At 67.2% G+C, this 18,386-nt stretch carries 23 protein-coding genes; 12 read left to right on the forward strand and 11 right to left on the reverse strand.

What is annotated here, in order from left to right:
• Positions 1-146: 146 nt before the first annotated feature.
• The 5 genes from gnd (at position 147) to MRBLMI13_RS09275 (ending at position 2,620) form a co-directional block, all read left to right on the forward strand.
• Entirely contained in the window at positions 147-1,208 is a 1,062-nt protein-coding gene (gene gnd / locus MRBLMI13_RS09255; protein ID WP_042540663.1) for a phosphogluconate dehydrogenase (NAD(+)-dependent, decarboxylating), read from the forward strand.
• Between the two features lie 230 nt (positions 1,209-1,438).
• On the forward strand, positions 1,439-1,666 hold the full coding sequence (locus tag MRBLMI13_RS09260; protein WP_367821997.1) for a hypothetical protein: 228 nt from the start codon (positions 1,439-1,441) through the stop codon (positions 1,664-1,666).
• Complete coding sequence (locus MRBLMI13_RS09265; RefSeq protein WP_367821999.1) at positions 1,602-1,916, forward strand: GNAT family N-acetyltransferase; 315 nt, start codon at positions 1,602-1,604, stop codon at positions 1,914-1,916. Before MRBLMI13_RS09260 ends, MRBLMI13_RS09265 begins: the two co-directional genes overlap by 65 nt.
• A 30-nt stretch (positions 1,917-1,946) precedes the next feature.
• Entirely contained in the window at positions 1,947-2,111 is a 165-nt protein-coding gene (locus tag MRBLMI13_RS09270) for a hypothetical protein (RefSeq protein ID WP_309692902.1), read from the forward strand.
• 2 nt (positions 2,112-2,113) lie between these two features.
• Positions 2,114-2,620: a GNAT family N-acetyltransferase gene (locus tag MRBLMI13_RS09275; RefSeq protein WP_367822002.1), complete on the forward strand. Its 507-nt coding sequence runs from the start codon at positions 2,114-2,116 to the stop codon at positions 2,618-2,620.
• A gap of 25 nt (positions 2,621-2,645) precedes the next feature.
• On the opposite strand, the gene MRBLMI13_RS09280 is transcribed toward MRBLMI13_RS09275, so the two are convergent.
• Positions 2,646-3,614 (reverse strand): G5 domain-containing protein, encoded by a 969-nt coding sequence (locus MRBLMI13_RS09280; protein WP_367822004.1) that lies wholly within the window; start codon positions 3,612-3,614, stop codon positions 2,646-2,648.
• A gap of 428 nt (positions 3,615-4,042) precedes the next feature.
• On the opposite strand from MRBLMI13_RS09280, the gene MRBLMI13_RS09285 reads away from it, so the two are divergent.
• Positions 4,043-4,612: a hypothetical protein gene (locus tag MRBLMI13_RS09285; protein WP_367822006.1), complete on the forward strand. Its 570-nt coding sequence runs from the start codon at positions 4,043-4,045 to the stop codon at positions 4,610-4,612.
• 21 nt (positions 4,613-4,633) lie between these two features.
• Here the strand turns inward: MRBLMI13_RS09285 and MRBLMI13_RS09290 are convergent, their stop codons facing one another.
• Both MRBLMI13_RS09290 and MRBLMI13_RS09295 read right to left on the reverse strand, forming a co-directional pair.
• On the reverse strand, positions 4,634-5,020 hold the full coding sequence (locus MRBLMI13_RS09290; protein WP_367822008.1) for a VOC family protein: 387 nt from the start codon (positions 5,018-5,020) through the stop codon (positions 4,634-4,636).
• Between the two features lie 47 nt (positions 5,021-5,067).
• Positions 5,068-6,069 (reverse strand): Lrp/AsnC family transcriptional regulator, encoded by a 1,002-nt coding sequence (locus MRBLMI13_RS09295; protein WP_367822010.1) that lies wholly within the window; start codon positions 6,067-6,069, stop codon positions 5,068-5,070.
• Between the two features lie 116 nt (positions 6,070-6,185).
• Between MRBLMI13_RS09295 and MRBLMI13_RS09300 the strand changes: the two genes are divergently transcribed.
• Genes MRBLMI13_RS09300 through MRBLMI13_RS09310 form a run of 3 tightly spaced genes read left to right on the forward strand, consistent with a single transcriptional unit; the run spans position 6,186 to position 10,308 of the window.
• A complete protein-coding gene (locus MRBLMI13_RS09300) occupies positions 6,186-7,679 on the forward strand; it encodes an MFS transporter (RefSeq protein ID WP_367822012.1) in 1,494 nt (497 codons plus the stop codon).
• Positions 7,676-8,920, forward strand: coding sequence for a M20 family metallopeptidase (locus tag MRBLMI13_RS09305; protein ID WP_367822013.1), 1,245 nt, complete (start codon positions 7,676-7,678; stop codon positions 8,918-8,920). Before MRBLMI13_RS09300 ends, MRBLMI13_RS09305 begins: the two co-directional genes overlap by 4 nt.
• Positions 8,917-10,308 (forward strand): L-serine ammonia-lyase, encoded by a 1,392-nt coding sequence (locus MRBLMI13_RS09310; RefSeq protein WP_367822015.1) that lies wholly within the window; start codon positions 8,917-8,919, stop codon positions 10,306-10,308. Before MRBLMI13_RS09305 ends, MRBLMI13_RS09310 begins: the two co-directional genes overlap by 4 nt.
• 4 nt (positions 10,309-10,312) lie before the next feature.
• On the opposite strand, the gene MRBLMI13_RS09315 is transcribed toward MRBLMI13_RS09310, so the two are convergent.
• From MRBLMI13_RS09315 to MRBLMI13_RS09330, 4 genes are all read right to left on the reverse strand, one after another.
• Positions 10,313-10,714, reverse strand: a complete 402-nt coding sequence (locus tag MRBLMI13_RS09315; protein WP_367822017.1) for a hypothetical protein — start codon at positions 10,712-10,714, stop codon at positions 10,313-10,315.
• A gap of 127 nt (positions 10,715-10,841) precedes the next feature.
• Positions 10,842-11,315: a DUF2087 domain-containing protein gene (locus MRBLMI13_RS09320; RefSeq protein ID WP_367822018.1), complete on the reverse strand. Its 474-nt coding sequence runs from the start codon at positions 11,313-11,315 to the stop codon at positions 10,842-10,844.
• A gap of 14 nt (positions 11,316-11,329) precedes the next feature.
• Positions 11,330-12,475 (reverse strand): MFS transporter, encoded by a 1,146-nt coding sequence (locus MRBLMI13_RS09325; RefSeq protein ID WP_367822020.1) that lies wholly within the window; start codon positions 12,473-12,475, stop codon positions 11,330-11,332.
• Positions 12,476-12,478: 3 nt separating this feature from the next.
• Complete coding sequence (locus MRBLMI13_RS09330) at positions 12,479-14,125, reverse strand: YcaO-like family protein (protein WP_367822022.1); 1,647 nt, start codon at positions 14,123-14,125, stop codon at positions 12,479-12,481.
• Between the two features lie 407 nt (positions 14,126-14,532).
• On the opposite strand from MRBLMI13_RS09330, the gene MRBLMI13_RS09335 reads away from it, so the two are divergent.
• Entirely contained in the window at positions 14,533-15,093 is a 561-nt protein-coding gene (locus MRBLMI13_RS09335) for a dihydrofolate reductase family protein (RefSeq protein WP_367822024.1), read from the forward strand.
• 27 nt (positions 15,094-15,120) lie between these two features.
• On the forward strand, positions 15,121-15,690 hold the full coding sequence (locus MRBLMI13_RS09340) for a TetR/AcrR family transcriptional regulator (protein ID WP_367822026.1): 570 nt from the start codon (positions 15,121-15,123) through the stop codon (positions 15,688-15,690).
• 48 nt (positions 15,691-15,738) lie between these two features.
• On the opposite strand, the gene MRBLMI13_RS09345 is transcribed toward MRBLMI13_RS09340, so the two are convergent.
• The 3 genes from MRBLMI13_RS09345 to MRBLMI13_RS09355 all read right to left on the reverse strand — a co-directional run bounded on the left by MRBLMI13_RS09345 (position 15,739) and on the right by MRBLMI13_RS09355 (position 16,955).
• Positions 15,739-15,975, reverse strand: coding sequence for a hypothetical protein (locus MRBLMI13_RS09345; RefSeq protein WP_367822028.1), 237 nt, complete (start codon positions 15,973-15,975; stop codon positions 15,739-15,741).
• 255 nt (positions 15,976-16,230) lie between these two features.
• The gene (locus tag MRBLMI13_RS09350) at positions 16,231-16,611 is read right to left on the reverse strand and encodes a hypothetical protein (RefSeq protein ID WP_367822030.1); all 381 of its coding nucleotides are present in this window, start codon (positions 16,609-16,611) and stop codon (positions 16,231-16,233) included.
• 32 nt (positions 16,612-16,643) lie between these two features.
• Positions 16,644-16,955, reverse strand: a complete 312-nt coding sequence (locus MRBLMI13_RS09355) for a hypothetical protein (RefSeq protein ID WP_367822032.1) — start codon at positions 16,953-16,955, stop codon at positions 16,644-16,646.
• A gap of 74 nt (positions 16,956-17,029) precedes the next feature.
• Between MRBLMI13_RS09355 and MRBLMI13_RS09360 the strand changes: the two genes are divergently transcribed.
• A complete protein-coding gene (locus MRBLMI13_RS09360; RefSeq protein ID WP_367822034.1) occupies positions 17,030-17,305 on the forward strand; it encodes a hypothetical protein in 276 nt (91 codons plus the stop codon).
• Positions 17,306-17,308: 3 nt separating this feature from the next.
• Here the strand turns inward: MRBLMI13_RS09360 and MRBLMI13_RS09365 are convergent, their stop codons facing one another.
• The gene (locus MRBLMI13_RS09365) at positions 17,309-18,310 is read right to left on the reverse strand and encodes an SDR family NAD(P)-dependent oxidoreductase (protein ID WP_367822036.1); all 1,002 of its coding nucleotides are present in this window, start codon (positions 18,308-18,310) and stop codon (positions 17,309-17,311) included.
• Between the last annotated feature and the right edge of the window lie 76 nt (positions 18,311-18,386).

Genomic DNA, 18,386 nt, shown 5'->3' on the forward strand with positions numbered 1-18,386 from the left:
GTCACTTCTGCATCGGAAACCGGGGCCAGCGGTGCGTCATCGACCCCGCACCGAGCGCCCACCGCGCCACGGCATTGAGCCACCCCTGAACCCGTGCCAGGATTGCCCCGACTCGGCCCATCGGGGGCGGGGACGAAGGGATTCTCATGCAGCTGGCGATGATCGGACTCGGTCGGATGGGTGCCAACATCGTGCGCCGCCTCATGCGGGCGGGGCACGAGTGCGTGGTCTATGACGTGAACGCCGATGCGGTGCAGGCGCTGGTCGCCGAGGGAGCCGTGGGTGCAGACAGCATGGCCGACCTGGCGTCGAAGCTCGAAGCGCCGCGGGCTGTGTGGATGATGGTGCCTGCCTCGCTCACGGGAGCGGTGGCCGACCAGGTCGCGGAGGTGCTCGACGAGGGCGACATCCTGATCGACGGCGGCAACTCGAACTACCGCGACGACGTGCGGCGGGCGAAGGCCTTCCGCGAGCGCGGCATCCACTATGTCGATGTCGGCACGAGCGGTGGAGTGTTCGGGCTCGACCGCGGGTACTGCCTGATGGTCGGCGGACCGGATGAGGCCGTGCAGCGCATCGAGCCCGTGCTGCGCACGATCGCTCCCGGGGTCGGCGAGATCGAGCGCACTCCCGGTCGCACGGGAGATCTCACCCCCGAGGAGCAGGGCTATCTGCACTGCGGGCCGTCGGGCGCGGGGCACTTCGTGAAGATGGTGCACAACGGCATCGAGTACGGCATCATGGCGTCGATCGCCGAGGGCCTCAACCTGCTGCACAACGCGGATGCCGGAGTGCGCGAGGCCGAGCACTCGGCCGAGATCGCCCCGCTGGAGGAGCCCGAGTTCTACCAGTTCCCGATCGACACGTCGAAGGTCGCGGAGCTGTGGCGCCGAGGGTCCGTCATCTCGTCGTGGCTGCTCGACCTGACGGCCGCCGCGCTGGCAGAGAATCCGCAGCTCGACGGTCTGGCCGGTCGGGTCTCCGACTCGGGCGAAGGCCGCTGGACGGTCAAGGCCGCTGTCGACGTGGGCGTGCCCGTGCCGGTGCTCGCGGCGTCACTGTTCGAGCGCTTCGCCTCGCGCGACGAAGACAAGTTCGCGAACCAGGTGCTGTCGGCGATGCGCCTGCAGTTCGGCGGACACCAGGAGCTTCCGGCCGGCGATGTGCTCGAGGCCGGGTCGCGCAAGGCCGACTCGGACAGCGCCTGATCGCTGAGTGTGCCGCGGACCTCGTTCGTTGAGCGAGGCCCGCGGAGCGGCCCGAGACGAAACGCCCCCGCGGTCGACGTTTCGTCTCAGTCGACTTCGTCGTCTTCGCTCAACGACCGTGATCTGTCCGTTGAGCGAGGCCCGCGGAGAGGCCCGCCTCCGTTCGTTGAGCGAGGCCCGCGGAGCGGCCCGAGACGAAACGCACCACGACACAAGAAAGGCGCCCCCGCATGACCCCGACTCCCCGCATCCGACGGGCCGATCCCTCGGACGCCAACCGCCTCGCCGCGATGCTGCACGCCTTCAACACGGAGTTCGACACCGAGACCCCGGGGGTCGAGGTGCTCGCCGAACGATTGCGCACGCTGCTGGCCGGAGCCTCGACCTTCGCGGGTGCTCGCAGACGACCCTGCCGCGGGCGTCGCCCTCGTGACCCTGCGCCCGAACGTGTGGTCTGACGGGCCGGTCGCGCTGCTCGACGAGATGTACGTCGAGCCCGAGCAGCGGGGCACCGGAATCGGCAGCGCGATCCTGCAGCACATGGTCGAGATCTGCGAGCAACTCGGAGTCGCGGCGATCGAGATCAACGTCGACGAGTCGGATGCCGGGGCGATGCGCTTCTACGAACGGCACGGGTTCAGTGGCGTCGACCCGGACTCCGGCGAGCGCGCGTTCTACTTCTACCGGTCGCTCGAGGCGGGAGACTAGCCCCGCACACGCGATGGCTATCCTGGCGCCATGGACCCTCTTCTCCTCTCGATCCTCCTCCCCGTCGCCGGTTTCCTGATCGGACTGCTGATCCTGTGGCTCGTGATCTACACGGCTGTGCGATCGGCGCTGACGTCGCACCGTCAGGCGTTGGCAGAAGAGGCTCGACCGGCGCGGCCCTACGTCGGACGGTGAGCGTGCCCACGGTCGTCACGCTCTCGGGCGCGGAAGCGGCCGGGCTCGACCCTGAGATCCTTGAGGTCTGGGCTGCAGTCTTCGGTGAGGTCGCGGATGCCGACGAGTGGCGAGCATCCGTCTGGGACCGGCATCGATCGCGGGCGGGCTTCCGCCTCGTCACAGCGCGTGACGACGAGCGGATGCTCGGCTTCGCCTGGGGATACACCGGCGAGCGCGGGCAGTACTGGTCTGATTTCATCTCACGCGAGGTCGGCTCGAGCGTCGACGACTGGATCGGCGGTCACTTCGAGTTCGTCGAGCTCGCGGTGATACCCGATGCGCGGGGCCACGGAATCGGGCGTCGATTGCACGATGCGCTCGTCGCCGACCTGCCGCATGAGCGAGCGCTGCTCTCGACGTCGGCCCGCTCGGATGATCCGGCCGTTCGTCTCTACTCGTCAAGCGGGTGGGTCACCCTCGCGACGTATGGAGAGGACCGACAGGTCATGGGGCGGGTCCTCGCCTAGACCGGGCCCGCATCGACTCGCGCGACTAGTCGCAGGCGATCCCGTCACCGTCGCGATCGAGGTCGTAGATGTCCGAGCCGACGACCCGCACGGGACCCTGCACATATCCGGGCCCGTCTCCGCTGCCGCCAGCGCAGTCGACGTCACTGGAGATAGGCACGCATGCACCGGTGTAGTTCGAGTCGCAGCCACCACCGCCCTGCTGCACGAGCGGCACCGGTGCGGGCGCCGGCGCGGGCGCAGGAGCGGGCGCGGCAACCGGTGCGGGAGCCTTGCTTCCGATCGCTGTCACCTCGTTGACCGGCTGCACCGAGACAGCCTCGCCGACGACCTCGCGAGACACTTCCACACCATCGACCAGGGTCACGCGGTACGTGATCACCTTCACGCCGTTCACGCCGGCGGCGACGAGTGCTGTGGCGCCTTGATCGAGCTGAGGGTCGTCGACCGTGGCCGCCTCGAACGGCACGGGCACCTCTTCGGTCGCCGTCTCGAACGTGGTCGGCGTGGGGGCGGGACTCGGTGCAGGAGCCGATGTCTCAACCGCCGCGAAGTTCTGCGGCTCGGATGCCGTCGGGGTTGCTCCGCTGTTCGCGCTGACGATGCCGCCACCCGTGACCAGAAGAGCGGCCATGCCCAGGGCGACCACGCCCGACATCCGCGACCGGAGCCCCAGTGCCGGAAGAGCGCGAGCGGCCATCACATAGAGGGCGATGCCGACCATCGCCGTGGCCACCAGCAGGATCGCGATCGGCGACACACGGGCCAGTACCCCGCCGACCACGAGTGCGCCGAAGATGATGCCAGCGGTGCGCCACCCGCTGCGTCGCTTCGAGGCGACGGATGCTGCGGCCGGAGCGAGGTGCGACAGCTGCGATGTCACGGCAGCAGCCGGCGACGGCGATGTGGCATCCGTCCAGCGATGGCCGTCCCACCAGCGCAGCTGATGCGGATTCTGCGGATCTGGATGCCAGGAGGCAGGCGGCAGTGACATGAGAGTTCCCCTCGACAGTGAGGCGACGAATCGCCAGCGCCCCCAGAGCGCTTTGACCTGTATATCGGTTGCTGGACGCGTCGGACAAGTAACGATTCAGACCGGAATGCCACCTCGGTCGGCGAGAGCGTCAGCGCTGGAGTGGGACCGCGTCACACTCCCCGGTCGGACGGCGATGCAAGATACTGCACTGTCCTCATATGTGTGCTTTGCTACGTCATGCGGTCGCGAAGACGGGCAAAGGCGCCGATTGACATGTCTCCCGACCGTTCGAGCGGACCTCGAGCGCTCGCACTCTCCCGGGGTCCGCTCGACAACGTCTGGCGATGTGAGTGCCGACGAAGGGGGCGGGTATGAATCAGAACGACCAGGTGCGGTACACGCGGCTGCGATTGCTGGGAAGCACGGGGATCGTGGCGTCCCTCGCGATGCTCGCCCTCGCCGGGTGCACGGGGACGGTGACGAGCATCCAGACTTCGGCTGCGTCACCGGACGCTCGTGACACCCTCGACTTCTCCGGGCCTTTCGCATCGGACTATGCCGAAGCGTGGGTGGAATCGGAGTCGGATTTCGTGCGCCTCGTGATCGAAGACGAGAAGATCTCCGAACAAGAGTGGGCTGCGGTCGAACGACGGATGGCTGCCTGCTTCTCGAGTAAAGGTGCGACGTTCGAGGGGTACACGCGGGATGGCGGCTACGAGGCGCAGAGAAACTCTCTGTCGGTCGATCGTCTCAGCGAAGTCATGGGCGAGTGCGAGCGATTCACGGGCGAGGCCTGGCTCGGCTTCCTCTGGTTCTGGCCACAGAAGAATCCGCATAACCTGCCCATCGAAGAGATCGTTTCTGAGTGCCTGATCCGCAACGGCATCGTCGCTCCTGACTACACGCCCGAGGACTTCCTCCGTGACAATCCGACCCTGTCCTTTCCCTACCTGCGTTCTGGTGAGGGGGAGCGGGGTGCGCTCGAATGCAACGCAGACCCGAGGGTCAATCTGTAGGCGCGGTTCCAGCGGCCCGGCTCAGTCTTCCCGATACCGCTCCCACCCCGCCCAGTCCGGCCGGTCCACGACACAGAATCGGTTGCCCTCGGGGTCTTCCATGATTACGTAGTCGGCGTCGTCGGGCCGGTTGTCCCAGTGCACCTCGCGGGCGCCGAGCTCGGCCAGGCGGCGCACCTCGGCATCCTGATCCTCGGCGTAGATGTCGAGGTGGATGCGGGGCGGCAGCACCCGCTCGGAATGATGCGCGTCGAGGGCGATGCAGGGGGCGTCCGCGTCGCGCGGTTTCAGCACGACCCAGTCGTCGGATGCCGGGTCCCGCTCGACATAGTCGAGTGCCGCCTGCCAGAAGCGGGACTGCGCCGGCAGGTCGTTCACGCGGATCACGATCGACACGATCTTCAACATGGCCGTCAGTGTAGGCAGGGCGTGGCACTCCGACCAGGGGGTTCCGCTCAGATCGTGAGCGGCACGACTTCGCCCGACGCGCGCCCGTCGGCGTGCAGCAGATGCCCGAGATGCTTCGTCGTGCGCAGCACGACCGACCGGTCGGCAATGCTCACCCCGGGCAGGCGTTCTTCGATGATCGCCTCCATGCGTGCGACGTCCTGCAGGGTGCGCAGCCACACCGCCATGATCACGTTGTACTCGCCGACGGTGTTCGCGACGAGGCGCACCTCTTCGATGCGTCCGAGCTGCGCACCGATGCGGGCCGCCATCGCGGCCGGCACCCGCAGGAAGTACCACGCGTAGATGGGCCAGGGCGTGTAGCGCCGGGCGACGTCGACGCGGATCGCCAGCCGCCCCGACTCGCGCATCTCGGCGATCGCATCGCGCACCCGCCGAGGGGCCATCCCCAGCCGCGAGGCCAGCTCCGTGATCCCGACGCGACCGTCGTAGGCCAGCTCGGCCGCGATCGCGTTCCTCTGCTCCGCCGACATGCGCACGGATGCGGAGGGGGCGCGCCGTTCCAGGGCCTCGATCTGCGCGACCTCCTGTGTGGTGAGCGCCCGGAGCCGCCATCCCCGCGCATCGCGGACGGTCTCCGAGACCAGGTGAGTGCGCATCGAGCGCACGCCGGCTACCCCGCGGATGCGCTCGAGCGTCCAGACGGCCAGGGCCTCGGCATCCGGCACTGCGAGTGTCAGGAAGATGTCGCGTCCACCCGCGGTGAGGTCGATCGTGAACGCCTCGGGGTCTCTTCCGAGCGTCTCGGCGACCGCCAGCGTCTCGCCCGGGCTGCACTCGATCTCGATGAGGACGAGCACCGCCGGCGCGCCCGCGCCATACCCGGTGACGTAGACGATGCCCTCCGCCACGAGCCGAGCCCACCGCCGCGACAGGGTGGCGGGGTCGGCGCCGACGACGGGCGCCAGCGCGTTCCAGGTCGCGCGCGGACTCACCTGCACGGCGTGGATGAGTCGCTGGTCGAGGTCGTCCAGTCCGATTTCCTGCATGCGCCACGCCCCTGCATCCGATTTCGTGCACCTGACCGTGATCGTACAACCCCGTTCCTAGAGTCGCTGCAACCCGATCCGCTCTTGCTCCACCCGATCCCTCTCAAGGAGTCCTCATGGCTGTCCCCGCACCGCCTGGCAAGACCATCTCCGGCCGCACCGCCCTGCGCGGGGCCGTCGGCTTCCTCGTCGTCATGGAGCTCGGCTCCGGAATGCTGCAGGGCTGGTACCCCGTGCTGCTCGCCGCGATCGGCGAGGAGTTCGGCGTCGGCGCCGCGCAGCTCAACTGGGTCAGCGCCGCCTACATGCTCGCCACCGTCGTCTGTGTGCCGATCCTGGCCAAGCTTGGTGACCGATACGGGCACAAGCGACTGCTGCTGATCTCGACGGCGCTCGTCGCGCTCGGATCGATCGTGGTCGCCATCGCCCCGAGCTACGAGCTCTTCCTCGTGGGCCGGGCCCTGCAGGCGCCTCTCGCCGCCTTCCTGCCGCTCGAGTTCGCCATCGTCCGCGATCGCGACGAGAAGTCCGCCGGACGATCGATCGGCAAGCTCGTCGGTGCGCTCACCTTCGGGGCCGCCCTCGGTGCCCTCGGCTCCGGCCTGCTGTTCGGAGCACTCGGCGACCTCCGGGCGGTGCTCTGGTTTCCTGCGATCTTCCTTCTCATCTGCGTGCCGGTCGTGGCGTTCCTCGTTCCCGAGACCACCGTCCGCGCCGCCGGCAAGACCGACTGGCTCGGCGCCTCGCTGCTCGGCATCGGCCTTCTCGCCGCACTCGGTGGCATCTCGAACGCGTCGGCGTGGGGGTGGACGAACCCGATCACGTGGGTCGCGATCCTCGGCGGTGTCGCTCTGCTCGTGGTGTGGGTGATGGTCGAGAAGCGCGTCGCGTACCCGCTCATCGACATCGCTCTGCTCACCAAGGGCGGCATCGGACTGCCGATCATCATCGCGTTCCTCTTCGGCGCGCAGCTGTTCGGCGGGCAGACGGCCTCCAGCGTCTACGTGCTCAGCGATCCGGATGCTGTCGGCTTCGGCCTCGGGTTCACCGCGGCCATGGTCGGCGTCATCTCGCTGGCCGCAGCGCTCTCGGCCTTCCTCGCGTCGATCGTCGGAGACCGCGTCGCCGGGCGCATCGGAGCGAAGGGCGCGATCGTCCTGGGCGGTGTGCTGGTCGCGGGAAGCTACCTCGCCTTCATCACGGCGCCGACCGTCGTCGCGGTGTTCGTCGGGTCGATGGTGATGGGCGGCCTCGGCAACGGTCTGCTCATCTCCGTGCTGCCGACCATCGTGGTGCGTCGTGCCCCCGCCGACTCGGTCGGCATCGCCTCGGCCCTCTACAACACGTCTCGCACCGCGGCCGGAGCCGTCGCGGGTGCGGTGTTCGCCCTGGTCATGGGCAGCTTCCTCATGACCGTCGGCACGGGGGACACCGCCGTGACCACCACCTCGTTCGGCGGATACGTCGCGGTGTGGGGCATCTGCGCGGCCATCGGCGTCGCGATGGCGGTGCTCGCTCTCTTCCTCCGCGTTCCTGCTCCGGTCGCCGAGACCCCTCTTCCTGTCCCCGCCGCCACGGCCGACCCCGTTCTCGAAGGAGAAACCGCATGACCCTCGCCGACCCGTCCACCCGCACCCTGCTCGACCTCGCGGAGGCGAAGCAGCGCAGCGCGGATGCCGTGCGCTCCTGGGAGCAGCGTCTCGTCGAGATCAGCCACGAGATCCACGACGATCCCGAGATCGCGTTCGAAGAGGTGCGGGCGGCGAACCTGGTCGCCGGGGCTCTGCGCGATGCCGGCTTCACCGCCACCGTCGGCGCGTTCGGAGTCGACACGGCCATCGACGCCAGCTTCGGCGACGGGGAGTTCGTGGTCGCGATCTGCGCCGAATACGACGCTCTTCCGGTCATCGGTCACGCCTGCGGACACAACGTCATCGCGGCCGCCGGCCTCGGTGCGGCGATCGCGCTCGCGGCCATCGCCGACGACGCAGGGCTGACCGTCAAGCTGCTCGGCACCCCCGCTGAAGAGCACGGTGGCGGCAAGGTGCTCATGCTCGAGGGCGGCGCGTGGGAAGACGCCACGGTGTCGCTCATGGTGCACGGCGCCCCCGGCATCGACGTGCGATGCGAGAGCTTCGCGACCCAGGCCGTCGACCGCTTCCAGATCACCTACACGGGGCGACCGGCGCATGCCGCTGCGGCTCCCGACAAGGGCGTCAACGCGCTGGATGCGGCAACGATCGCGCTCACGGCGATCGGACTGCTCCGTCAGCAGCTGCCCGGCACCGTCCGAACGGCGGCCGTGATCACACAGGGCGGTGAGGTGACGAACATCATCCCCGCGCGCACCGTGCTGCAGGCCGAGGTGCGCTCGTTCGATCTCGACGAGCTGCGCGACGCCAAGCGGCGGGTGATGGCCTGCTTCGAAGCGGGCGCGCTCGCCTCGGGATGCTCGTGGGAGCAGGTGCGCACCGAGCCGCGATACGACCCGCTCGTGCAAGAGCCGCTGCTCTCCGACGCCTGGAACGACGCGCTGACCGAGCTCGGACGCGAGCCCATCGCCTTCTCCGGAATGGCGGGCGGATCGACCGACATGGGCAACGTCTCTCAGGTCGTGCCGTCGATCCACCCCGGTATCGCGATCATCGGCTCCACGTCGGCTCCACACACCGAGGGATTCGCGGCGGATGCGGCGACACCCGCCGCCGACCGCGCAGTCATCGACTCGGCGATCGGCCTTGCGTGGGCTGCGGCGACCGCGGCGCTCACGCCGTCGTCGCGTGCGGATCTGCTCGCCCGACAGGCCGCGCGACCGGCCGGGGCGACCACCCACCCGCAGGGCGAGGAGTGACGACTCTCGCCTCGGCGACCGACGCCCGCCGCGGCGTGTACGTCTCGGCGTTCGACCTGTTCTCGATCGGCATCGGCCCCTCGTCGTCGCACACGGTGGGGCCGATGCGCGCCGGGTGCGACTTCGCCCGGCGTGTGCTGGCGCAGCATCCAGATGGCCCTCGTCGTGTGGAGGTCGTTCTGTACGGGTCGCTCGCGGCGACCGGACTCGGGCATGGGACGCCCGATGCGGTCGTCGCCGGGTTGGCGGGTCTTGATCCTGAGACCTGCGACCCGGCTGCCGTGCGCGGCGCGTGGTCGGGGCATCCGGCGGGGTCACCGCTGTTGTTCGGTGGTGTCGTGCCCGTGGCGTTTGACAGCTCTGATGTCGTGCTCGATCCGTTCACTCGGCAGCCCGCGCACCCGAACACGCTGGTGATCCGGGCGTTCGGAGATGGTCCTGATCCGTTGGTGGAGGAGACGTACCTCTCGGTGGGCGGCGGGTTCATCCAGCGTGTCGGCGAGGTTGTCGAGAGCCCGGTCGTGGCTGACGGGATGCCGTCGTTCCGCACGGCTGCGGAGTTGCTCTCGCTGTGCGTCGATGGCTTGTCGATCGCCGACGTCGCGCGTGCAGGTGAGCTCACCGCCCGTGACGCCGATGCCGTCGACGCTGGTCTCGATGCGATCTGGACCGCCATGCGCGAGTGCGTCGACGCGGGGTTGGATGCCGAGGGACTGCTGCCGGGCGGGCTCGGCGTGCCGCGGCGCGCGCGCTCGATGCGCGACAGCATTCTGCGTGCGGAGGCTGCGGGGCAGCCGGTCACGTCCGACTGGCTGCAGGCGTTCGCGCTCGCCGTCAATGAGGAGAACGCCGGGGGTGGGCGGGTCGTCACCGCTCCCACGAACGGTGCCGCCGGCATCCTGCCCGCTGTGCTCATGTACTACTCGCGGTTCGTGCCCGGGGCGGATGCCGCGGCTGTGCGGACCTTCTTGCTCACCGCCGCCGCGATCGGCTCGCTCATCAAGGCGAACGCGTCGATCTCGGGGGCGGAGGGCGGATGCCAGGCCGAGGTCGGCTCCGCTTGTGCGATGGCGGCCGCGGGGCTCTGTGCCGTGCTCGGCGGAACCCCGCAGCAGGTCGAGAACGCGGCCGAGATCGCCATGGAGCACCACCTCGGGCTCACGTGCGACCCGATCGCCGGACTCGTGCAGATTCCCTGCATCGAGCGCAACGCCGTAGCCGCCTCGACTGCCGTCACGGCTGCCCGCCTCGCCCTGCACGGCGACGGCAGCCACGTGGTGTCGCTGGATGCCGTGATCGAGACGATGCGCCAGACCGGCGCCGACATGAGCGACAAGTACAAGGAGACCAGTCGCGGTGGGTTGGCGGTGAACGTGGTGGAGTGCTGAGGGGTTACGTCGTCGTCGAGAGATTCGCGCGGTAATCCGAAATCGCTCGCGCCAGCGGATCGATGATCTCGCTTAGGTCGTCCGCCAGCCGCCCGGCGTCATCGCCCTGCGAGAGGCGTGAGTCCAACGCTGCCTGCGCGCGTGCGCGGCCGACTCCCTCGGCCAGCTCGAACGCGAGCACGTCGAAGTCGCGCTCGAGTGCATGCGGCACCGTGGCCCGCACGCGTCCGAGCTGAGCGTCGTCACTCGTCAGGTGCAGATGCGCTCGCAGCTCCGGGTCGACACCCGTTCCGCCGATGTGGACGATCTCTCCCGTGGCCGTGTCGAGCCAGACGTAAAGCCATGACCCGGTCGGGCGCACCTGACCGCTGCGCACGGAGATGACGCGGGGTCGGACGGGGGTCATGCGCCAACGATAATCGGCAGCGGAGGCGTTCTCCAGGACTGCGGTGAGGCCTTGTGGCGGCGAACGCCCTGAAGTGCTGACGTGAGAACCCTGTGCAGCCGTGATGCCGCGGGCAGCCGCCTTGGCACTAGGGCCGCCAGTATGCCGAACCGTCCGGTTCGCGGGCCAGGATGCCGTGGATGATCAGGTATCGGCGCAGCGTTGGAACATCGCTGGTGTATCGCTCCAGGCGAGCGTTCACCTCGGCTTCCGTGACGCGTTCGTCGGTCTCGAGCGCTCGCTCGCCGATGCTCTGCAGAAGTGCGGCGCGCTCATCTCGACGCCGCGGGTACTGGCTGATTTGGCCATCCGCACCAATCCAGCGAGTCGATCGATCGGCGCCGCCGCCTCCTGAAGTGCTGACCAGGTCGGCCAGCGCCTCCTTGATCCCGCGGGATTGGAAGGTATAGCCCTCGCCGCGATCCTCGACGAGGCCGCCGCGCACCAACGCTCTGACGGCCTTCTGCCGTCGGGAGGGGGAGAGTTCGTCGCCCGGATGGCCGTGCAGGACGATGTGCGCGAAGACGCGCGCGATCTCGTCGTTCGCCAGGCAGGCGAGCATCGCTCGGACGTCGGTCACGGTACCTCTTTCATCACAGGCTGACGCCTCGATGTGCGCATGGGGCCCGCCGCAACCAGAACGACGCAAACGGCGTATAAGGCGATTGAGCATGTGATCGCCCACTCCACACCCCAGCGGTCCCCGATGATCATCGTGATCGGAGCGACTATGGCGACGATGACTGAGTCCGCCATTGACACCAATGATTCCGACGTCGCCCGATAGTTATTGCCGATCCGTTCGTGGAAGAGCCCCGCGACGACGATGGTCTGCAGTATCTGCAGACCGACGTGGAGCAAAAAGGACGCCACGATGAGTACCGGCTGATCGAGAAAAGCGAAGAGCAGCGTCGCAATCGCGTTCAACGCTGCCAGAATCATCACTCGACTCGGCGAGATCTTGATGAAACGGAGGAGCGAGGGCGCCAAGACCGAAGTGGCGTTCATCACGAAGAAGCCCACGAAGATGAAGCCGAGTGAAACCATGTCGAACTTCACCTGCCAGAGCAGAAATGGAGCGACAGCGCATGCGTTGGTCACGATGTAGATGAGGGTGTAGGGGCCGTTGATCACCCCGCCCGCATCTCTCAGATATTGCTTCCAAGGGACTTGCTGGGCCTCTGCCGCTGCGTCCTTGAACAAGAAGACGACCATCGTTGCGAGGGCATAGAGGCCGATGGCCCCGAGCCAGATCAGCTCCGGACTGATCTGGAACAGCCACAGCCCGAGCAGCCCAGCCAGAATCGCGGCCCCTCCGCCAAGGTATTCGAGGCGTCCAAACGTGCGCGAGATGGAGTTCGCGTCGGCGTTCGGGAGCTGATTGATGATCAGCGCGTTGCTTGTCCCGCTGAGCGCCGCGACAGCGATGCCTGCGAGTACTTGCGCGGTGATGAGCAGCGTCGGGGACAGGTTCAAGAAGAACAGCGAGAAGGCGGCAATGCGGACGAAGTTGCCCACCTGAAGGGCGAGCTTGTTGGAATAGCGGTCGAAAACCACAGCGAACGGCAACTCTGTCGCCGCGACGGCGATGCTGAATGCCGATGTCATGACCCCCACGAACGCAAGCGAGTATCCGAGTGCCTGAAAGTAGACGACGTCGACCACGGTGAAGCACGCGACCCCAGCCGCGCTGAGCACGTAATACGCGTAGATCCTGGTCATTTCTCACATGAAGGTCGGCCCCGCGTATGCGATGCGCGGCGCAGGGGCAGATGGAAGCGAACGGGCGAACTCTGAGAGCCTGTTGGAAGAAGCGAAGTACGTTGCATCGGTGATGCACATTCCTGTCGCGACGACTCGGATCACCGCAAAGCTGGGTGAGTTCGCGAGGACGACTCGATACACATCGATGCCTTCTCGCGAGAGGGCGTCGATCAGTGAGGGCAGTGTGGCTTCCTGGCACATCTTCGCCGGCGGTCGGGAATCAGCAGAGTCCTGGAAAAAGTTTGGGAGAACGTCCACAGCCTCGCCCGTGAACCAGAGGCGTCGCATGTCGTCCTCGACTGCCTCAACCTCAATCGCAAGGTCGAGCGAATGCAGGATCTGCAGACACTCGATGAATGCTCGCATCGACGCCTCACGTATGTCGTTGCCTGCTCCGATTCCTCTGGCTGTGCGCGTCGCAGACTGTTCGTCCGTGACGTACGTGGCGTGCACGACGGCGACATTGAATGGATTGGGCAGCGCGTGGAGCAGCATCCGCCCCGGCAGGCCACTCAAAGCGTCCGCGACGTAGGGGTGAAGGTCCTCGACGGCGAGCGCTGCCAAGCGCTGCCCTGTTCGTGCGTAGTACCAGAAGGCGTCGCGCTCGATCAGCTCCAGCAGGGCCTGAAGCGTCGCATCGTCGAGGTTTGCCCCGGCGGCCACACCGGTCGTCGACGTCACTGTGAACCGGCAAGCGTCTGAGCTTCGGGGCAGGTACGGGCAGAAGACGAGGTTCGCCGGCACGAGAACCTCCTTGCGGCTCATCAGGTTCTCACCAGCAACCCATTCCGTCAGAAGATCGGGTTTGTATGCATCAATCCCGAGAGTCGAATCGCAGGCTGGGTAGCCGAACTCGACGATCGGATCGATGGCGTCGGCGAGATCGCGCTCGAGTCCGAGGGTCACTCGTGCAGGGAACGGGTCCGCGGCAAAGTACCGTTCCAGTCCCTCACCGAGAAAACTGGCGAGAGCTTGTCCCGTGGTCAGCCCTTTTCCACCTGCTACCTCGCAGTCCGTCGGATTCGTGGAGGTGCGGATCAGTCCTTCCAGCAGCGTCGCATGCGGTTCGTCACCGCCGTCGTATGGATTGCTGACGATCGCTGCAAACCCGATGGCCGCTCGATTGGCGGCGACGAAGTCTGCAGCGAGGACGCTTCGACGACCGCGGGTATCTGCTTCGTCGCTTTCACTCGATCGAGAACTCAAGGCGTGAAAGGTGCGGGTGAGGTCCGACAGCTCCCGCGGTGCATCACGGCAATCCTCGCAGTCGGGCACAGGGAAGCAGACGGACCAGCATTGTGGTCCATAGATGTTGGTGACCGCGACGGGAATGCCATGCCCGTCCAGCATCCGCAGAATGAGGCTGATCGCCTCCTCCGTGACGAGGCCGGGGCGATCGAAGTCTGCGTAGTGCTGCTCGAGGAGCAATAGCGATGATCCGAGACAGGTGCGGCATCCCCAGATTCTCGTGGCGCTGATTGGTGCCCAGACGGAACCTGAATCCCCGTGGAACTCCGCCACCTCCACCGCGGTGTTTCTCGAAGGCTGCTCGACCACGCTCGGCTCGAGACCGAGCTCGGCGCAGATCTCTCGATAGATCGCTTCCAACGTGCCACCCCTCCCCAGGAGAAGGGGCCGGTGCGAACACCGGCCCCTTCTTCATTGTTATCGGCCTCCTAAGGGCGGCCTCCGTACTTGCTCTTGCCCTGACGGCCAACAAATACACGACGATTCTTGGGCGCGATAAGCATCATTTCCCCCTCTCGTTTCTCTCGGCCGCGCGGAACACGACCTACTGGCGGAGATCACGTCTCGAACTACTCCGTTTCGGACGTCAATTGCTCCATGTGAGGACGATATTTGCTTATGCGAGGCTGAGAATCAACACTTTCCCTATATATTGCGCACGAGCATGAAGGGGTGCTTGCCGAGCAGACCAGATCTCACAACCGTCCCGTTGAAGGTGATGCGAAGGAATGCGAGGATGGCGCAATCTGCTGGCTAAGGAGTGCGAGATGAGACCACTGCGCTACGCGATCAACGTCACTCTCGATGGATGTGTCCACCACGAGGCGGGTGTCGCTCCGGATGAGGAGCTGATGGGCTTCTGGACGTCTGAGATGGAGCGGGCGGATGCCGTCATCTACGGCCGAACGACCTACGAGATGATGGAGGGCGCGTGGCGTCGCCCGGCATCCGGTGTGTGGCCCGACTGGATGCAGGAATGGGAGATCCCGTTCGCCGAGGCCATCGACCGCGTGCCGAAGCACGTCGTGTCGAGCGCGCTGGATGCGGTCGACTGGAACGCAGAGCTCATCCGAGGTGACCTGGGTGAGGCCGTTCAGCAGCTCAAGCGGCAGCCGGGCCAGGGCATGTCCGTCGGTGGGGTGACTCTCCCTCTCGCGCTCGCTGAGCGGGGGTTGATCGACGAGTTCACCTTCGTCGTGCACCCGGTTGTCGCCGGAAGCGGCCCGCGGCTGCTCGACGGTCTGAGCCAGCGCCTGAGCCTTGAGCTCATCGAGCGCCGCGATTTCGCATCAGGAGCGGTCGCTCACACCTACCGCCCGCGCAACTGAAGGTGTTCCGATGGATAGCCTGTTCAGGTGCCCCGTCCCCGAAGTGAAGCAGCGCGCCAGTCTGTGCTCGAGGCGATGCGCGCTGCCGTGGTGGCCGGCGCCTACGAAGCGGTGACGATCGAGGGGCTCGCCGAGACCGCGGGAGTCGCCAAGCAGACGATCTACCGCTGGTGGCCGTCGAAGGCGGCGATCCTCGGTGAGGCGCTGCTCGAAGGAGACCTGCCAGGAGCGGATCCCGCAGTCGCGATGAGCGACGACATCCGGGCTGACCTGCACGCCTGGTTCTCGGCGATGTCTGCCGGGCTCGCGAGGCCCGAGGGCGTGGCGCTCGCCCGGGCGCTGATCGCGGTGACCGCCACCGACCACGAACTCGGCCTGGCGCTCAACGAGCGTCTCGCGGCGCCGATCCGCTCGTGGGTCGCCGAGCGGATCGCGCGCGGACAGGTCGACGGTCAGGTGCGGGCCGACGTGGATGCCGACGCGATCGCCGACCAGCTCATCGCCATGGCGTCCTACGCGGCGTTGATCGGTCAGCCGTTGAGCGCAGAGCGCGTCGAGGAGACGGTGACGCGGCTGCTGCGAGGCATTGCGCGATAGGTCACGCCCGTGGGTTGCACCGTCACCGAGCTGGTGTCAGCGCCCAGGTCAGCGCGCGGGTTGTCCCTCCGGTGAGCGCCGCGAACGTCGTCGCGTCCGGATGATGCCCACCTGCCAGGCGAGCGCGCACAGCGCCCAGACGACGCATACGATTCCCCCTGCGGCCGCAGCAGCAGGCAGTAGGTCGAGACCGCCGGCAGTTCCCTCGAGGTCAGCCCGCACACCGGAGGCGAACAGCGTGGTGGCGCCCCACCAGGTCAATGCAGCGCCGATCACGGCCGCCACGGCAATCAGAAACAGTCGAAGTCGCATCACGGGTCTCGGTTCGTCAGCGTGGCTTGAACGGTACTACAGAGCTGTCTGAACTAGAAGCAGTCGCTGCCCCGGAATCCGGGTGAACGTCTCGTCCGAGCGGATGCAGGGGAGGTCCGCGGTGATGGCCTCGTGCCTTCGAGGGCGGGCGTGCGAGCGTCGAGAGAGTCGAGATCGCGATGAGGGTTCCGCCGAACGAGCGGCTGAAGTGCCCGCGGGCGGTGCCGACTACGGAGTGCAGTACGCGAGCATCGCGTCGGTCGCCGCACGCATCTCTGTCGTCGCCGCGTCCAGGCCTGTGATGTCACCCGCGATGGCCTTCTCGCCTTCGGTGGCGAATGCGTCGATGCTCGTCGTCCACGAGTCGCGGAGGGTGACGAACTCCTCGGGTCCATCGACTCCGCGGATGTTCTCGGCGACGGTCTTGACCTCATCGAGAGCTGCCTGCGCGGCCTCGGGAGTCGGCGAGCTGACGCTGCCGATCACTCCGGTCACCTGCGCGGCCTGAGCGGCGACCTGACCGCAGGCCGCGATGGTCGACGCCTGCGAGCATCCGGAGAGCATCAGGATGCCGACGGCCAGCGACGCGAGCGTGGAGAGCTTCTTCATGAGAGCCAGGGTAGGCGGCGGAGATGTGAGGACTACTGCGAGCCCCAGGCGAGGCCGACGAAGGTTACGGGCTTGCCCGCGGCCTCCGCGTAGGCGATCTCGCGGAGCGTCGATTCGCCGTAGTGCTCGCCCCGGTTCACTACCTCGACGCGGTCGGCCAGATCGATTCGGCGCAGATGCAACTCGCCGAGCGCGGCCTTCTGTGCGTCAGCGATCGGGCCGTCGATCTCGGAGGGCAGGAGGACGATGTGGCCCGCAAGAGTCAGGCTCTGGCTCACCGCACGCATGTCGTCGAGGAATCGCATGGAGCCGCAGATGCAGACAATCTCCGGACGCTCGGGCATGGGGTCAGTCTGTCATCCGTCGTGAGAGGCGGCGACCTGAGCCTTCGAGCGATGGAGCGGTCTAGGCTCGCCCCATGAGCGAGCCCACCGCCGAGCCCTCCCTGATTCAGCAGCGCATCGCGTTGCAACGCCGCAAGAACTTCGCGCTCTACACGATCGTGTTCTCGACTGTCCTGCTCGCAGGATGGGCCGTCGCGATCGCGCTGGATCCGAGCGCGGTCTACCGGTGGATCAGCCTCGTCGTCTTCGGCGCCGGAGTGGGCGTCGGGATCTTCGAGCTGCGCAGGGCTCGTCGAGCGATCGGCGAGTTCGAAGGCCGGCACGGCAGCCGTGCCGGCCTCCAATACTGACGCTTACTGCACCGACCACCCACCATCGGATGCCAGCACGGCACCGTTGATGTTCACGCCGTCGTCCGACAGCAGGAACGTGATCGACGCGGCGAGGTGCTCGGCGGTCGCGACTGTCGGGATCGCCTGCTGGAACGGGGCCAGGCGGCCCGAGCCGTACTCCGACATGTTCGGAGGCATCGGGATGCCGGTGGCGACGCCTCCCGGTGCGACGGAGTTCACGCGGATGCCCTTCGGCCCGTACATGAACGCCGCGGACTTCGTGACGCCGATGATGCCGTGCTTGCTGGCCGTGTAGGCGTTGCCCGAGGAGTTGCCGCGCAGGCCCGCTTCGCTGGAGACGTTGAGGATCGAGCCGCGGCCGGCCTTCTCCATGATCGGCAGCACCGCGCGCATGAGCTTGAACGGGGCGGTGAGGTTGATGGCGATGACGCGGTCCCAGACGGCATCCGTCGTCTCGCCTGCGGGGGAGAAGTCGTCGTTGATGCCGGCGACGTTCGCGAGAGCGTCGATGCGGTCGCCCGCGGCGGCGATGACGGCGTCGATCGCGTCCTGCTTGGTGAGGTCACCGGCGACGGTGGTGATGTCGGCATCCGGCAGCTCGGCCTTAAGGGCGTCGAGCTTGTCGGCGGCGATGTCGGAGGCGATGACGCGTCCGCCTTCACGGGCGATACGGGATGCGGTGGCCTTGCCGATTCCGGATGCTGCGCCCGTGACGATCACGGTCTTACCGGCGAAGCGTCCGGTGGTGGGCTTCTCGGTCCAGCCCTCGGACTCGTCGGCCTCGGGGATCTCGCCACCGTTGGCTGCGCGCACGAGGTCGTCGACGACCGACTGGGGGAGCTGGCCCTGGCTCATCGCGACGAGCTGCTGCAGCGGGAGTCCGAGCACGGGGGTTAGGAGCTCGGGGTCGGCGCCCGTCTGCTCGAAGAGTGCGCGGATGAGTGGCCCGCCGGTCGGGTCGTCCATCCAGTCGCCGATGGTGGAGTGTGCGGTGAGGGCCATGGTCGAGCTCCTTGAGGCTTGGGTTTCGCAACGGTGCGTCTACTTATAGGTCAGTGTACGCCGTGGCTCTGATGGA

Origin of the sequence: Microbacterium sp. LMI13-1-1.1, assembly GCF_040815625.1 — a bacterium.
Taxonomy (GTDB): Bacteria; Actinomycetota; Actinomycetes; order Actinomycetales; family Microbacteriaceae; genus Microbacterium; species Microbacterium forte.

What these genes read in the sequence shown, in the direction of transcription:
- gnd (WP_042540663.1), top strand. Translation starts at nt 147, where the DNA reads ATGCAGCTGGCGATGATCGGACTCGGTCGGATGGGTGCCAACATCGTG.
- MRBLMI13_RS09260 (WP_367821997.1), top strand. Translation starts at nt 1,439, where the DNA reads ATGACCCCGACTCCCCGCATCCGACGGGCCGATCCCTCGGACGCCAAC.
- MRBLMI13_RS09270 (WP_309692902.1), top strand. Translation starts at nt 1,947, where the DNA reads ATGGACCCTCTTCTCCTCTCGATCCTCCTCCCCGTCGCCGGTTTCCTG.
- MRBLMI13_RS09280 (WP_367822004.1), bottom strand. Translation starts at nt 3,614, where the DNA reads ATGTCACTGCCGCCTGCCTCCTGGCATCCAGATCCGCAGAATCCGCAT.
- MRBLMI13_RS09285 (WP_367822006.1), top strand. Translation starts at nt 4,043, where the DNA reads ATGCTCGCCCTCGCCGGGTGCACGGGGACGGTGACGAGCATCCAGACT.
- MRBLMI13_RS09290 (WP_367822008.1), bottom strand. Translation starts at nt 5,020, where the DNA reads ATGTTGAAGATCGTGTCGATCGTGATCCGCGTGAACGACCTGCCGGCG.
- MRBLMI13_RS09295 (WP_367822010.1), bottom strand. Translation starts at nt 6,069, where the DNA reads ATGCAGGAAATCGGACTGGACGACCTCGACCAGCGACTCATCCACGCC.
- MRBLMI13_RS09300 (WP_367822012.1), top strand. Translation starts at nt 6,186, where the DNA reads ATGGCTGTCCCCGCACCGCCTGGCAAGACCATCTCCGGCCGCACCGCC.
- MRBLMI13_RS09305 (WP_367822013.1), top strand. Translation starts at nt 7,676, where the DNA reads ATGACCCTCGCCGACCCGTCCACCCGCACCCTGCTCGACCTCGCGGAG.
- MRBLMI13_RS09315 (WP_367822017.1), bottom strand. Translation starts at nt 10,714, where the DNA reads ATGACCCCCGTCCGACCCCGCGTCATCTCCGTGCGCAGCGGTCAGGTG.
- MRBLMI13_RS09320 (WP_367822018.1), bottom strand. Translation starts at nt 11,315, where the DNA reads ATGCTCGCCTGCCTGGCGAACGACGAGATCGCGCGCGTCTTCGCGCAC.
- MRBLMI13_RS09325 (WP_367822020.1), bottom strand. Translation starts at nt 12,475, where the DNA reads ATGACCAGGATCTACGCGTATTACGTGCTCAGCGCGGCTGGGGTCGCG.
- MRBLMI13_RS09335 (WP_367822024.1), top strand. Translation starts at nt 14,533, where the DNA reads ATGAGACCACTGCGCTACGCGATCAACGTCACTCTCGATGGATGTGTC.
- MRBLMI13_RS09350 (WP_367822030.1), bottom strand. Translation starts at nt 16,611, where the DNA reads ATGAAGAAGCTCTCCACGCTCGCGTCGCTGGCCGTCGGCATCCTGATG.
- MRBLMI13_RS09355 (WP_367822032.1), bottom strand. Translation starts at nt 16,955, where the DNA reads ATGCCCGAGCGTCCGGAGATTGTCTGCATCTGCGGCTCCATGCGATTC.
- MRBLMI13_RS09360 (WP_367822034.1), top strand. Translation starts at nt 17,030, where the DNA reads ATGAGCGAGCCCACCGCCGAGCCCTCCCTGATTCAGCAGCGCATCGCG.
- MRBLMI13_RS09365 (WP_367822036.1), bottom strand. Translation starts at nt 18,310, where the DNA reads ATGGCCCTCACCGCACACTCCACCATCGGCGACTGGATGGACGACCCG.